We start from the raw sequence: 12,758 nt of genomic DNA on the forward strand, positions 1-12,758 counted from the left end.
ATGCTGAACATACGGACTGTCGCCGTGATTGGCAGCGGCACGATGGGCGCAGGGATTGCCGAAGTCGCGGCCAGCCATGGGCATCAGGTGCTGATCTACGACATCTCCAGCGATGCGATATCGCGGGCCATCGACGGGATCCGCCAGCGTCTGGCCTCCCGGGTGACGCGCGGAAAACTCTCCGCCGATGCCGGGAGCCAGATCCTCGCCCGGCTGCTTCCGGTCACGGATATCGAGGCGCTCGCCGCGGCCGATCTGGTCATAGAAGCGGCCTCCGAGCGTCTGGAGGTGAAAAAGGCGCTGTTTGCTCGGCTGGCTGAGATCTGCCCGCCGCAGACGGTGCTGACCAGCAATACCTCTTCCATCTCCGTTACGGCGATTGCTGCGGACGTCCACCACCCGGAGCGCGTCGCAGGGCTGCACTTCTTCAACCCGGCGCCGGTGATGAAGCTGGTGGAGGTGGTCAGCGGGCTGGCGACCTCCCCGGAAGTGGCCGACGCGCTGTGCGAGCTGGCGCTGAACTGGGGCAAACAGCCCGTTCGCTGCCAGTCAACGCCGGGGTTCATCGTCAACCGCGTCGCGCGTCCGTTTTATTCCGAAGCCTGGCGCGCGCTGGAAGAACAGGTCGCGCCGCCGGAGGTGATTGATGCCGCCCTGCGCGACGGCGGCGGTTTCCCGATGGGGCCGCTGGAGCTGACCGACATGATTGGTCAGGACGTGAATTTCGCGGTGACCTGCTCGGTATTTAACGCCTTCTGGCAGGAGCGTCGTTTTCTGCCTTCTCTGGTGCAGCAGGAGCTGGTGCTGGCGGGAAGGCTGGGTAAAAAGAGCGGGAAGGGCGTCTACGACTGGCAGGGTGACAAACCCGCCGTGCAGTGGGTGCAGGCCGTGAACGACAGCTACAGTCCGATGCGCGTGGAAAGAAGACGTGACGGTGTCACCGAAATTGATGATGTGTACCTGATTGAAACGCAGGGCGAAACCGCTCAGGCACTGTCGCTGCGGCTCAACGGCCCGGTGGTGGTAGTGGACCGCATTGAGCGCGACGTGGCGGTGATTGCGGCGGCCGCCAGCAACCCGCACACCGCGACGCAAAAGGCCATCCGCTACCTGCAGCAGCAGGGTAACCGGGTGGTGCAAATTGCCGATTATCCCGGCCTGCTGGTCTGGCGCACGCTGGCGATGATTGCCAACGAAGCGCTGGATGCCCTGCAAAAAGGGGTCGCCAGCGAGAAGGACATCGATACCGCTATGCGCCTGGGCGTGAACTACCCGAGCGGGCCGATCGCCTGGGGCGAGCGGCTGGGCTGGCAGCGCCTGCTGACGCTGCTGGAGAACCTGCAGCGTCATTACGGCGAGGAGCGCTATCGCCCCTGTTCACTGCTGCGCCAGCGCGCGCTTCTGGAGAGTAGCTATGAGTCATAACGCCTGGCATAACGCCCGCGCGATGTACGAACGGGACGCCTGCGCGCAGGCGATGGGGATGGACATTGTCGACATGGACGAGGGCTACGCGGTGGTGACCATGACCATCACCCCGCAGATGCTGAACGGCCATGAAACCTGCCACGGCGGACAGCTTTTTTCGCTGGCAGACACCGCCTTTGCCTACGCCTGCAACAGCCAGGGGCTGGCGGCGGTAGCTTCAGGCTGCTCGATTGATTTTCTGCGTCCGGGCTTTGCCGGGGACACGCTCACCGCCACCGCGCGGGTGATGCATCAGGGCAAGCTGACCGGCGTGTATGACATTGAAATCCAGAACCAGCAACAGAAAACCGTCGCCCTTTTTCGCGGGAAATCTCACCGCATCGGCGGCAGCGTGACAGGAGAGGCCTGATGCGTGACGCATTTATTTGTGATGGCGTTCGAACCCCGGTGGGTCGCTACGGCGGCGCGCTTGCCGCAGTCCGGACCGACGATCTCGGTGCCGTGCCGCTGCGCGCGCTGCTGGCCCGCTATCCCCAACTCGACCTCGAGCGGATCGACGATGTGATTTTCGGCTGCGCTAACCAGGCGGGGGAAGATAACCGCAACGTAGCGCGCATGTCGTCCCTGCTGGCCGGGCTGCCGCAGACGGTGTCCGGAACCACCATTAACCGCCTGTGCGGGTCGGGTCTGGACGCGATTGGGTTTGCTGCCCGCGCCATTAAGGCGGGCGATGGCGAGCTGCTGATTGCGGGCGGCGTGGAGTCCATGTCCCGCGCGCCGTTTGTGATGGGTAAAGCCACCGCCGCGTTTCAGCGTCAGGCGGAAATCTTTGATACCACCATCGGCTGGCGATTTGTGAATCCGCTCATGCATCAGCAATTCGGAACTGACAGTATGCCGGAAACGGCAGAGAATGTAGCTGAATTGTTAAATATCAGCCGTGCCGATCAGGACGCATTCGCGCTGCGCAGCCAGCAGCGTACCGCGCAGGCTCAGCAGAACGGCATTCTGGCGCAGGAGATTGTGTCGGTACCGGTGCCGGGAAAAAAAGGGACGGTCACTGAGTTCAGCGTGGATGAACATCCGCGCGCGGACACCACGCTCGAACAGCTCGCCGGGCTAAAAACGCCGTTTCGTAAGAACGGGGTGGTCACGGCGGGGAATGCCTCCGGCGTCAACGACGGCGCTGCGGCGCTGATCGTCGCCAGCGAGAAGATGGCGCTGGCGCAGGGATTGGTCCCGCGCACGCGGATCGTGGCGATGGCGACGGCGGGCGTGGAGCCTCGTCTGATGGGGCTCGGCCCGGTCCCGGCCACCCGCAAGGCGCTGGAGCGCGCCGGACTCAGCATTAACGATATGGACGTTGTCGAGCTTAACGAAGCTTTCGCCTCGCAGGCGCTGGGCGTGCTGCGCCAGTTAGGCCTGCCGGATGATGCCGCGCACGTCAACCCGAACGGTGGCGCGATTGCGCTGGGCCACCCGCTGGGCATGAGCGGTGCCAGACTGGCGCTGGCCGCGAGCAACGAACTGCACCGACGCGGCGGGCGCTTCGCGCTGTGTACGATGTGCATCGGTGTGGGTCAGGGCATTGCCATGATCCTTGAGCGTGTTTGAGCATAAAAACAATGTGAGTACCCTACAATGACAAATACAACAAAGCTTGATCCGATTGAAACGGCCTCCCTTGACGAGCTACAGGCTCTGCAGACCGAGCGTCTGAAATGGACGCTGCATCACGCCTACAACAACGTGCCGATGTACAAACGCAAGTTTGACGCGGCGGGCGTTCACCCTGACGATTTCAACGAGCTGGCGGATATCCGTAAATTCCCGTGCACCACCAAGCAGGACCTGCGGGATAACTATCCGTTCGATACCTTTGCCGTGCCGATGGAGCAGGTGGTGCGTATTCACGCCTCATCCGGCACCACCGGCAAACCGACCGTTGTCGGCTACACGCAGGGCGACATCGACAACTGGGCCAATCTGGTGGCCCGCTCCCTGCGCGCCGCGGGCGGCAGCGCGAAGGACAAAATTCACGTGGCGTATGGCTACGGCCTGTTTACCGGCGGGCTGGGGGCGCACTACGGCGCCGAGCGTTTAGGCGCGACGGTGATCCCGATGTCCGGCGGCCAGACGGAGAAACAGGCGCAGCTGATCCGTGATTTCCAGCCGGATATGATCATGGTGACGCCGTCCTACTGCCTCAACCTGATTGAGGAGCTGGAGCGCCAGATGGGCGGCGATGCCAGCGGCTGTTCCCTGCGCGTGGGCGTCTTCGGCGCCGAGCCGTGGACGCAGGCCATGCGTCGCGAAATCGAAAAACGCTTGGGCATTACCGCGCTGGATATCTATGGCCTCTCCGAAGTGATGGGGCCGGGCGTGGCGATGGAGTGTATCGAAACCGTCGACGGCCCGACCATCTGGGAAGATCACTTCTACCCGGAGATCGTCAACCCGAACGACGGCACGCCGCTGGATGACGGCCAGCAGGGCGAACTGCTGTTCACCACGCTGACCAAAGAGGCGCTGCCGGTGATCCGCTACCGCACCCGCGATCTAACGCGTCTGCTCCCGGCCACCGCGCGCAGCATGCGCCGCATGGACCGCATCAGCGGGCGCAGTGACGATATGCTGATCATCCGCGGCGTCAACGTCTTCCCGTCGCAGCTGGAAGAGGAGATCGTCAAGTTCGAACACCTTTCTCCGCACTATCAGCTGGAGGTGAACCGTCGCGGGCATCTTGATTCACTTTCCGTGAAGGTCGAGCTGAAAGAGAGTAGCCTCACGCTGACCCATGAGCAGCGTTGCCAGGTGTGCCACCAGCTTCGCCACCGCATTAAGTCGATGGTGGGGATTTCCACCGACGTAATGATTGTTAACTGCGGCAGCATCCCGCGCTCGGAGGGCAAAGCCTGCCGGGTGTTTGACCTGCGTAAAGCTGCGGCCAACGGCTAAGTTTTCCCTCACCCCGGCCCTCTCCCAAAGGGAGAGGGTGTAAACAGTTCCTTCTCCCAAAAGGAGAGGGTGTAAACAGTTCCCTCTCCCAAAAGGAGAGGGTGTAAACAGTTCCCTCTCCCAAAAGGAGAGGGTGTAAAAGTTCCCTCTCCCTTTGGGAAAGGGTTAGGGTGAGGGGCTATCCCAGAATCCTATGCTATGATTCATCCAGGACAAAAATAACAACAGAATGAATCACATGAATAAACTCGACGCCTTTATCCAGCACGCGGTCAGCTCCGTTCCCGTCAGCGGGACCTCGCTTATCTCCTCGTTATACGGTGACGCGCTTTCCCATCGCGGCGGTGAGATTTGGCTCGGTAGCCTGGCCGCCCTGCTGGAAGGCATGGGGTTTGGCGAGCGCTTCGTGCGCACCGCGCTGTTTCGCCTCAACAAAGAGGGCTGGCTGGACGTTTCCCGCATCGGACGTCGCAGCTTTTACCGCCTGAGCGATAAGGGGCTTCGCCTGACGCGTCGCGCGGAGAATAAGATTTACCGTGCGGAACTGCCCGCATGGGACGGCAAATGGCTGTTGCTGCTCTCCGAAGGTCTGGATAAAACCACCCTTGCCGACGTCAAAAAACAGCTGATCTGGCAGGGGTTTGGCACGCTGGCGCCGAGCCTGATGGCCTCGCCGTCGCAGCATCTGGCGGACGTGCAGTCCCTGCTTCACGATGCCGGCGTGGCGGAAAACGTGATTTTCTTTGAAGCCCACTCGCCGCTGGCGCTCTCCCGTGCCGCGCTGCGTTCGCGGGTGGAGGAGTGCTGGCAGCTAACCGAGCAAAACGCGATGTACGAGACGTTCATCGATTCATTCCGCCCGCTGCTGCCGCTGTTGAAAGAGGCCGCGCCGGAGGAGCTGACGCCGGAACGCTGTTTCCAGATCCAGCTGCTGCTGATTCACTTTTATCGTCGCGTGGTGCTGAAAGATCCGCTGCTGCCGGAAGAGTTGCTGCCCGCGCACTGGGCGGGGCAAAGCGCCCGACAGCTCTGCATTAACATCTATCAGCGTGTCGCGCCGGGGGCGCTGGCGTTTGTCAGCGAGAAGGGCGAAACCTCCGTGGGCGAGCTGCCCGTGCCCGGCACGCTCTACTATCAACGCTTTGGTGGTCTTACAAGCGCATAAGGAGCGAAGATGCCAGTTTATCAAATTGACGGTCTGACGCCGGTCGTACCGGACGAGAGCTATGTTCACCCGACGGCGGTGCTGATTGGCGACGTGATTCTGGGCAAAGGCGTTTACGTCGGTCCTAACGCCAGCCTGCGCGGTGATTTTGGCCGTATCGTGGTGAAAGACGGTGCCAACATTCAGGATAACTGCGTGATGCACGGCTTCCCGGAGCAGGACACGGTGGTGGAAGAGGACGGGCATATCGGCCACAGCGCCATTCTCCACGGCTGCGTGATCCGCCGTAATGCGCTGGTGGGCATGAACGCGGTGGTGATGGACGGCGCGGTCATCGGTGAAAACAGCATCGTCGGCGCGGCGGCGTTCGTGAAGGCGAAAGCGGAGATGCCCGCCAACCATTTGATTATCGGCAGCCCGGCCAAAGCGATTCGCGAGCTGAGCGAGCAGGAGCTGGCGTGGAAGCAGCAGGGCACGCGGGAGTATCAGGTGCTGGTGGAGCGCTGCAAGCTCACTATGCACCAGGTGGAGCCGCTGCGCGAGGCTGAGCCTGACCGGAAACGGCTGACGTTTGATGAGAACTTAAGGCCGAAGTCGGCGGTGTAGGGGGAAGGTCCGCTTCATGGCAGGAGCGGCCATTGCCTTAGATCGATTATCGTTTTATAAACACTGACATGTAATGAGGGCAATCACTATGCTCCTTGAGAAGCTTATTAGACTTGAATGTTCTCTACATGGCGACATGCGAAAAGACAGGGAGTGGCTTGAACAAATACTTCATAAAGAATTTAGAGAAATAACACGTACAGGCGTGTTAGTCACTCGTACAGAGACAATAGAATGCCTTTCTGCTGAAATAAATGCGCCAACTATTCTCAGTCGCGATTATCAACTCATCAACGTAAGCGATAATTTCGCTATATTACATTACAGGACGTTTAATCCAGATGGCAGTCGTACTTCTCTTCGTTCTTCATGTTGGGAGCGTTTTGATAATGACCAGTGGAAACTGGTTTTTCATCAGGGGACTCCCGAGTCGAAAGAGAGTTAAATATAAAATCGGAGAATGGCGCAGTATAGATTATTAATCAAAGTTAAATTCAAGAATAAATAAACCATTATCCGAGTCCAGTAAACCAGGCGTTGGCAGCTTGTGCCGAAGAAAGAGGTAGCTAATTCTCTGGGGAAATATAAAAGACGCTCAAGCGCTCTTTCCCGCTGTAAATGGCACTAACGGGAAGATGTTACCCGCCTCATCATGCTATTAATTCTCGATACAGACTCATCACGACAGAGGACGCAGAGTTATGCTGAGGGGTAAAAGAGCTGTTATCACGGGTGGCGGCGGGGGATTTGGTCAGGCGCTGTGCGTCTGGCTTGCCCGAGAGGGCGTTGAAGTGGATTTTAGCGCCCGTCGGGCGGTGGATATTCAAAAAACCTGCAGCCTCATCGCGGCTGAAGGTGGTGAGGCGAAAGGGTATCTCTGTGATTTAGCCCTGCCGGAATCCATTTCTCAGTTTTCTTCGCAGGTCTTACATTCAGACAGGCCAATCGATATTTTAATTCTGAATGCTGCTCAGTGGTTGTCCGGGACAATAGACGAACATTCGAGCACAGAAATCTTCAATACCGTCAGTTCAGGCCTGACAGGTTCAATCCTGCTAACCCAGGCAATGCTTCCGGGTTTAAGACGCTCAGACAGTGCAGACATCATTGCAGTTATCTCTGCGTGCGGTATTCCGAACTTTACAGATTCGATTGCCCATCCCGCTTTTTTTGCCAGCAAACACGGGCTCAGCGGCTTTACAACGAAACTGTCAGAACACTTATCCAAAGAAAACATTCGGGTAACCGGATTATATCCGCCTGATTTTGAACTGACCGGTTTAGATGCGCATGTCGATAATCAATCAAGAATGGGGGAGCGTCTGGTGAATGGATGGTCAATCTGGGAAACGATTCGTTTTGTACTGACTCAGCCTCGAAGTTGCCATATTAGTACTATCTACTTTCAGGGGCCGACTCGCGAAGATCTTGCGCATCAGGCCTGAATCTGACGGCGGGCGTTCACTACTATTGCTGATAAACGCGTTTTGGAATCTCATTAATCGCAAAGCGGCTGCCAGGGCTCTGGCTGTCTTTTTTCGCCATATCCATTAATAGCGCGATGCCAATGTAATTACTCCAGTTAAAGGTATTTTGCAGCACCACCACCGCATTGCCTTTTTCTTTGTCATAGCCGATAAAGCTGGAGTAGCCGCCGATATAGCCGACCTGATAGGTGATTTTTTCCAGGCCGATAAAGTCGGTGGTCCAGGCAATACCCTGCACTCCGTCGGGACGTTGAATATCGGTATTTCTGACTTCGGCAAAGACATTGTCCAGCAGGGGATTGTGGGTCGTTGAGACGTGATAGCGGGCATAGGCCGCCAGATCTTCGGCGTTGCTGTACAAGCTCGCTGCCGCCACCATGTTGTTGGAAAAATGCCAGTCCGGGGTGAGCTGCCCGCGCGGGATGAATTTAGGCTGATCGCCCGCGTGGCCAAGCGCCCGCTGCGGGTAGCCTTTGAGCTGCTGGGGTATAAAGCTGCTGTTAGCCATTTGCAGCGGACGGAAAATATAGCGCGAGGCTAAACTCTGGATATCTTCGCCGGTCTTGTGCTTCAGGATATAGCCGATCAGGGCGTAGCCGGTATTGGAATATTGCGGCACTTTATTCTTTGGCGCCCGCCAGTCGGCGAGGTAGCGCAGCACGTTATCGCTGTCCAGCTCGCTATAGAAATTTTCGCCCGTGCTTAAATAGCCGATGAATTTCCCAAGCATCGGAACATCCATATTCTGACGCGGCAGGCCGGAGGTGTGGGTTACCAGTTCAAGCAGGGTGATTTTTTGTGCATCCGCGCTAAGCGGCGTCCCCGGCGGTAGCAATGTCGCCAGGTTATCGTTCCAGTTCAGTTGCCCTTCATTCACCAGACAAGCCACCACTTCCGCCGTGATCCCTTTGCTGAGCGAGCCGAGCGCAAACAGGGTGTCGGACCTGACCGGATAGCGATTGACCGCATCGGTTACGCCCCATGTGTAAAACTGCGGCGAGCCGTGATTATGGATCACCGCGACCGTCATCCCGGGAACGGATTTTTGCGCCATATAGTGACGCACCACGCTGTCAACGTCGCCATCCAGCGAATCATGGGTGAGAAGTTCCTGAGTACCTTCCGGGGAGGACATCTGTGAGAGCGTGCCACAACCGCTGAGGAGTGGGAGAGTAAGCAGAAGCCAGCGAATTTTTTTTGTTATGTTCTGCATACCTGATAGCGAGTGTGGTGGTCATTGGCGCGCCAGGAATGTATCACAAATAGCCTGCCTGAATGTAAACTTTCTAAACGGCGGCGGCCCTGTTGATGGTCACCGTGACTTTTCGGCCAGCCTTGAGGGATTTCAGTATGACTCGCTTTTATCAACTTACCGCCACCCGCCTGGATGGCCGCCTTATCTCAATGGCCGACTATGCGGGAAAGGTGGTTTTGGTCGTCAATACCGCCAGCCAGTGTGGCTTTACGCCGCAATATGCTGGCCTTGAAGCGCTATACAAGAAATACGCCGATCGAGGACTAGTAGTGCTGGGCTTCCCCTGCAACCAGTTCGGTAAACAGGAACCCGGCGGCGCCGACGAAATCTCGAAAACCTGTTACATCAACTACGGCGTGAGCTTCCCGATGTTTGAGAAGGTAGAAGTTAACGGTAACGCAGCGCACCCGCTGTTTCGTTATCTGAAAAACGAATTGCCCGGCGTGCTGGGAGGGCGGATCAAGTGGAACTTTACTAAGTTTCTGATCGGCCGCGACGGTAAACCACTCAAGCGTTTTGCTCCGGTGACCACGCCAGAGAAAATGGAGAGGGTGATTGTCGAGGCTTTGGGGAGGTGAGAGTTTTGGTGAATGGAATTAACCATGAGTCGGGCACTTCCGGAATACCCGATGTCCGCTTTGTGCCAGGAGCGGACTTTTAGTTCGCTGTAGTACCCTTTTATAAGCGTATGAGATGGAAAATAAAGAAGCCGCCAACTGGCGGCTTTTGTGCAGGAAGGTAAATTTAGCAGTATTCGATAATATCAAACCCTTCATCAGCCGTTGGCTCTTCGAAATAGCGCGTTATGATGTCAAATTGTTGGTCTGAGGCAGAAAATTCATGCACGCCTTCTGCATTACGGGCGCGCAAGCGGGATTTACATACTTCATCAGAAACTTTCAGATAGTGCAGCTGATTACTGGCACCTGACTCCTTAATAATGCTCATCATCCATTCACGATTTGTTTGTGTGTTTGCCGGGAAATCAAGAACTACTGATAAACCAGCTTTGAGTAGTGAAACCCGATGAGGCTTCATGGCATTTCTTAGTCTTAATGAATACTGTACATAATCAGATATGGATTGCATTTCATTGGTAAAGAGGGCAGCCAGCCAGCGATCCTCGCTGACAATTACAGTCCCAGGTGATGATCCTAATTTTGCTGACAATGTGGATTTTCCGGATGCAATTTTTCCACATAACAAGTGCAAGACAGGTTTTTCAGGCGTCGTTACTGCATTTGAGTCCATTCTTTACCTCACTGAATTGTTACCGGTAAGGCCCGCCTTACCGGCGGGAAAATGGCGAACGTTATCCCACCTGAGTCAGACAGGTGATAATAATCATTGAATAGGTTAGGACTGAGTGTGTTTTCATCGTCATTCAACTTAACAGAAAAAGACTCACACCGTTGGTGTAAATAGCATAAGGGTACGCCCACTGTTCGCTCAAAGCAGGCGTTTCCCCCTACTATGCTGCTTTCCAAAAACCATTTATCCCCGCAGCCACGGCGTAATCGTCAGCCCGGTAAGCAAGCCTTCCGGGCTGAGCAGGCGAGTGACGGTTTGCCCCCACGGTTCCAAACGGTTAGCTACCAGCAGCCGATAGCCTTTTTCACTTAGAACGCGGGTAGCCGAGTCCAGATCCTGAACCTCATACTCAACCCATCCCTGCGGTATCGGGTGCTCAACTGGCCACTTTTCCTCTCCAAAACAGGATGCAGCCGCCTGTGCGAGCGGCCAGACGGCGAAATGCTTCACGCCTTCCAGCTGATCCTCCTCAGTGAGCAGATAATCGGTATTCCCCTCCATCGGCTTCAGCGGAAGGCCGAGTGTCTGAACATAAAACGCGCTGCTGGACTCCGTATCCCGCGAAATGGGTCCGAACCCGGCGACGAACAAGACATCAATTTCCGGTAACGTCTGCGGCATATCCACTCCTGAATGAGGTGAAATTCACCCTGAATTTATCTTACGAACGGCGGAAATACGACCCTTAATTCTGGTATCGCATTCACCGTGCCTGCACGTCCACGACGGGTTTAAAATTCAGCGCGATAACGATCAGCAGCACGACTCCCGCACTCATGATCAGCCATGCGCTGGTCAGCGAGACCGAACTGTCGCGAACGATCCCCGCAATTAACGGCATAAGCGCGGCGATCGTGTATCCGCCTCCCTGAACTTTAGACAGCAACTTCCCGGCCTGCGCGGGCGTTCGCGCATGATCGAACGTGACGATGAGCGACAGCGGGAAGAGGGCGCCGATCCCGGTGCCAAGCAGCAACGTGGATAATACAGGCGTCGTACCCGGCGCAAAGACCAGACACAGTAATCCTGCCAGCAGCAACAGCAAAACGGCAATCAGCGGTACGCGACGATCGGGGAATTTACCGATCAGCGCGGAGACGGCAAACCCGGCGACAACCTCGGTCAACGTCAGCCAGGCCAGCATGTAGCCGCTGCTGCGTGCGGACCATCCCGCCTGAATATAGAGCGGGGGCAGCCAGGCCAATACCAGCGTGTAGGCGCCCGTTCCCACGCCGAAAAAGAGCAACAGTAGCCCTGTGCGAGAGGACGAGAGCGTAACGGTTTCGCGTGCTGTTTTTTCCCCTTGAGGATGCTTAACCAGGGTTAACCACAGTATCAGCGCCAGCAGCGCTAACAGCCCGGCCATTGCCAGCATGGGCTTCAGCGTCAGCCATGAAAATAACGGCTCGGCGCTGGCGGCGGCGACTGCCGCACCGGCCATAATGCCCGTGCTGAAAAGCGACATTACCGTGCTGGACGTTTGCGTATATTCCTTTTTAATCAGGGCAGGCATTAACGCCTGGATCGTGCCTATGCTGGCCCCGCCCAGTAGCGCGGTGCCCATAAGACTCTCCGGCGAGGCGCTAAAACCGCGCAGCAAACAGGCCGCAAGCAGGATAAAGAGCCCAAACATAATTCCCCGTACGGCGCCGACTCGGGCTAAAAGCCCGGGGCCACACAGGGCGGCAAGCCCCATCATCGCGACCGGCAGGGTGGTTAGCAGGCTGAATTGCGTAGCGGTCAGCCCTGCTTCGCGCTGCAGCACGGAAAACAGCGGTCCGACAGAAGCCAGAATGGGGCGCAGGTTCAGCCCGACGATAAAAGCGATAACGGCGAAGAGTAAAGGCGACGTGCGTTTCAACATGGAGTCCTTTTCGGTTGTGAATGGCCCGGACAAATTGCCACGAGCATTTATCTTAACGTTAAGATAAAATATGTTTTTGCGTAAGATGTACCGCACAACAGGATAAATTCGCACGCCATCAGGGGTGAAAATGCAAGATCACGTAGACTTCGTTGTCGGCCAGTGGAGCCGCGCCATGCCGGAGCTGGACGCCTCGTCGATGAAAATTTTTGGCCGAATGCTCCGGCTGATGAAGCATCTGGGAAAAGAATGGGCGCAGGCGATGGCGCAGTTTGGCTTTCGCGAGGGCGAGTTTGACGTGCTCGCCACGCTGCGTCGCGCCGGTGAGCCGTACTGCCTTTCCCCCACGCAGCTCTATAAATCGCTGTTGGTAACCTCAGGGGCGATGACGAACCGGCTCAGCCATCTCGAACAGCTTGGGCTTATCAGGCGAATTGCCGATCCGGATGACAAGCGCAGCACCCTCGTAAGCCTGACACCGCACGGGCAGGAGCGCATCGAACAGGCGCTGATCGTCCATACACAAACGCAAAATGCGCTGCTGAGCAACTTATCTGACGCGCAGCGCGCGCAGCTTGAGTCCCTGCTCAGGGAGCTGCTGATGACGTTCCCGTCTGAGGACCTGAGCGACAAGTCACCGAGTGCCGATAATACAAAAACTGCATAGCTAAACCTCACAGAAAG

Annotated in this window: 14 protein-coding genes; 10 read left to right on the forward strand and 4 right to left on the reverse strand. The window is 57.0% G+C overall.

Going from position 1 to position 12,758, the window contains the following annotated elements:
* The 8 genes from paaH to LBF07_RS22570 all read left to right on the forward strand — a co-directional run bounded on the left by paaH (position 1) and on the right by LBF07_RS22570 (position 7,602).
* Positions 1–1,425 (forward strand): 3-hydroxyacyl-CoA dehydrogenase PaaH, encoded by a 1,425-nt coding sequence (gene paaH, locus LBF07_RS22535; RefSeq protein ID WP_094935221.1) that lies wholly within the window; start codon positions 1–3, stop codon positions 1,423–1,425.
* The gene (gene paaI, locus LBF07_RS22540) at positions 1,415–1,837 is read left to right on the forward strand and encodes a hydroxyphenylacetyl-CoA thioesterase PaaI (RefSeq protein WP_047061748.1); all 423 of its coding nucleotides are present in this window, start codon (positions 1,415–1,417) and stop codon (positions 1,835–1,837) included. The genes paaH and paaI overlap by 11 nt, the downstream gene beginning before the upstream one ends.
* Positions 1,837–3,042 carry a 3-oxoadipyl-CoA thiolase gene (gene pcaF / locus LBF07_RS22545; protein WP_094935222.1) on the forward strand — a complete coding sequence of 402 codons (1,206 nt, stop codon included), beginning with the start codon at positions 1,837–1,839 and terminating at the stop codon, positions 3,040–3,042. Before paaI ends, pcaF begins: the two co-directional genes overlap by 1 nt.
* 27 nt (positions 3,043–3,069) lie before the next feature.
* Positions 3,070–4,386 (forward strand): phenylacetate--CoA ligase PaaK, encoded by a 1,317-nt coding sequence (paaK, locus tag LBF07_RS22550; protein WP_045888536.1) that lies wholly within the window; start codon positions 3,070–3,072, stop codon positions 4,384–4,386.
* 229 nt (positions 4,387–4,615) lie between these two features.
* A complete protein-coding gene (gene paaX / locus LBF07_RS22555; RefSeq protein ID WP_033145431.1) occupies positions 4,616–5,551 on the forward strand; it encodes a phenylacetic acid degradation operon negative regulatory protein PaaX in 936 nt (311 codons plus the stop codon).
* Positions 5,552–5,560: 9 nt separating this feature from the next.
* Positions 5,561–6,157 carry a phenylacetic acid degradation protein PaaY gene (paaY, locus tag LBF07_RS22560; protein ID WP_023619119.1) on the forward strand — a complete coding sequence of 199 codons (597 nt, stop codon included), beginning with the start codon at positions 5,561–5,563 and terminating at the stop codon, positions 6,155–6,157.
* A gap of 136 nt (positions 6,158–6,293) precedes the next feature.
* Positions 6,294–6,602, forward strand: coding sequence for a nuclear transport factor 2 family protein (locus tag LBF07_RS22565; protein ID WP_308462722.1), 309 nt, complete (start codon positions 6,294–6,296; stop codon positions 6,600–6,602).
* A gap of 256 nt (positions 6,603–6,858) precedes the next feature.
* Positions 6,859–7,602, forward strand: a complete 744-nt coding sequence (locus tag LBF07_RS22570; protein WP_087822507.1) for an SDR family oxidoreductase — start codon at positions 6,859–6,861, stop codon at positions 7,600–7,602.
* 22 nt (positions 7,603–7,624) lie between these two features.
* Here LBF07_RS22570 and LBF07_RS22575 read toward each other — a convergent pair whose 3' ends face one another.
* A complete protein-coding gene (locus tag LBF07_RS22575; RefSeq protein ID WP_094935223.1) occupies positions 7,625–8,857 on the reverse strand; it encodes a serine hydrolase in 1,233 nt (410 codons plus the stop codon).
* A 137-nt stretch (positions 8,858–8,994) separates the two neighbouring features.
* Between LBF07_RS22575 and LBF07_RS22580 the strand changes: the two genes are divergently transcribed.
* Positions 8,995–9,477: a glutathione peroxidase gene (locus tag LBF07_RS22580; protein ID WP_094935224.1), complete on the forward strand. Its 483-nt coding sequence runs from the start codon at positions 8,995–8,997 to the stop codon at positions 9,475–9,477.
* Positions 9,478–9,643: 166 nt separating this feature from the next.
* On the opposite strand, the gene LBF07_RS22585 is transcribed toward LBF07_RS22580, so the two are convergent.
* From LBF07_RS22585 to LBF07_RS22595, 3 genes are all read right to left on the reverse strand, one after another.
* Positions 9,644–10,150 (reverse strand): ATP-binding protein, encoded by a 507-nt coding sequence (locus LBF07_RS22585; protein ID WP_094935225.1) that lies wholly within the window; start codon positions 10,148–10,150, stop codon positions 9,644–9,646.
* 243 nt (positions 10,151–10,393) lie between these two features.
* Entirely contained in the window at positions 10,394–10,831 is a 438-nt protein-coding gene (locus LBF07_RS22590; RefSeq protein ID WP_112778035.1) for a VOC family protein, read from the reverse strand.
* Between the two features lie 82 nt (positions 10,832–10,913).
* The gene (locus tag LBF07_RS22595; protein ID WP_224435096.1) at positions 10,914–12,074 is read right to left on the reverse strand and encodes an MFS transporter; all 1,161 of its coding nucleotides are present in this window, start codon (positions 12,072–12,074) and stop codon (positions 10,914–10,916) included.
* A 130-nt stretch (positions 12,075–12,204) separates the two neighbouring features.
* Here LBF07_RS22595 and LBF07_RS22600 point away from each other — a divergent pair, with 130 nt between their 5' ends.
* Positions 12,205–12,741: a MarR family winged helix-turn-helix transcriptional regulator gene (locus LBF07_RS22600; RefSeq protein ID WP_033145438.1), complete on the forward strand. Its 537-nt coding sequence runs from the start codon at positions 12,205–12,207 to the stop codon at positions 12,739–12,741.
* Positions 12,742–12,758: the final 17 nt, after the last annotated feature.

This window comes from Enterobacter cloacae complex sp. ECL352 (assembly GCF_020149545.1).
GTDB classification, from domain to species: Bacteria; Pseudomonadota; Gammaproteobacteria; order Enterobacterales; family Enterobacteriaceae; genus Enterobacter; species Enterobacter asburiae_B.

Bases quoted from the DNA above. Each gene is read 5' to 3' on its own strand.
- LBF07_RS22600 (WP_033145438.1), top strand. From the start codon at position 12,205: ATGCAAGATCACGTAGACTTCGTTGTCGGCCAGTGGAGCCGCGCCATG.
- paaX (WP_033145431.1), top strand. From the start codon at position 4,616: ATGAATCACATGAATAAACTCGACGCCTTTATCCAGCACGCGGTCAGC.
- LBF07_RS22565 (WP_308462722.1), top strand. From the start codon at position 6,294: ATGCGAAAAGACAGGGAGTGGCTTGAACAAATACTTCATAAAGAATTT.
- LBF07_RS22595 (WP_224435096.1), bottom strand. From the start codon at position 12,074: ATGTTGAAACGCACGTCGCCTTTACTCTTCGCCGTTATCGCTTTTATC.
- LBF07_RS22590 (WP_112778035.1), bottom strand. From the start codon at position 10,831: ATGCCGCAGACGTTACCGGAAATTGATGTCTTGTTCGTCGCCGGGTTC.
- LBF07_RS22575 (WP_094935223.1), bottom strand. From the start codon at position 8,857: ATGCAGAACATAACAAAAAAAATTCGCTGGCTTCTGCTTACTCTCCCA.
- pcaF (WP_094935222.1), top strand. From the start codon at position 1,837: ATGCGTGACGCATTTATTTGTGATGGCGTTCGAACCCCGGTGGGTCGC.
- LBF07_RS22580 (WP_094935224.1), top strand. From the start codon at position 8,995: ATGACTCGCTTTTATCAACTTACCGCCACCCGCCTGGATGGCCGCCTT.
- LBF07_RS22585 (WP_094935225.1), bottom strand. From the start codon at position 10,150: ATGGACTCAAATGCAGTAACGACGCCTGAAAAACCTGTCTTGCACTTG.
- paaK (WP_045888536.1), top strand. From the start codon at position 3,070: ATGACAAATACAACAAAGCTTGATCCGATTGAAACGGCCTCCCTTGAC.
- paaH (WP_094935221.1), top strand. From the start codon at position 1: ATGCTGAACATACGGACTGTCGCCGTGATTGGCAGCGGCACGATGGGC.
- paaI (WP_047061748.1), top strand. From the start codon at position 1,415: ATGAGTCATAACGCCTGGCATAACGCCCGCGCGATGTACGAACGGGAC.
- LBF07_RS22570 (WP_087822507.1), top strand. From the start codon at position 6,859: ATGCTGAGGGGTAAAAGAGCTGTTATCACGGGTGGCGGCGGGGGATTT.
- paaY (WP_023619119.1), top strand. From the start codon at position 5,561: ATGCCAGTTTATCAAATTGACGGTCTGACGCCGGTCGTACCGGACGAG.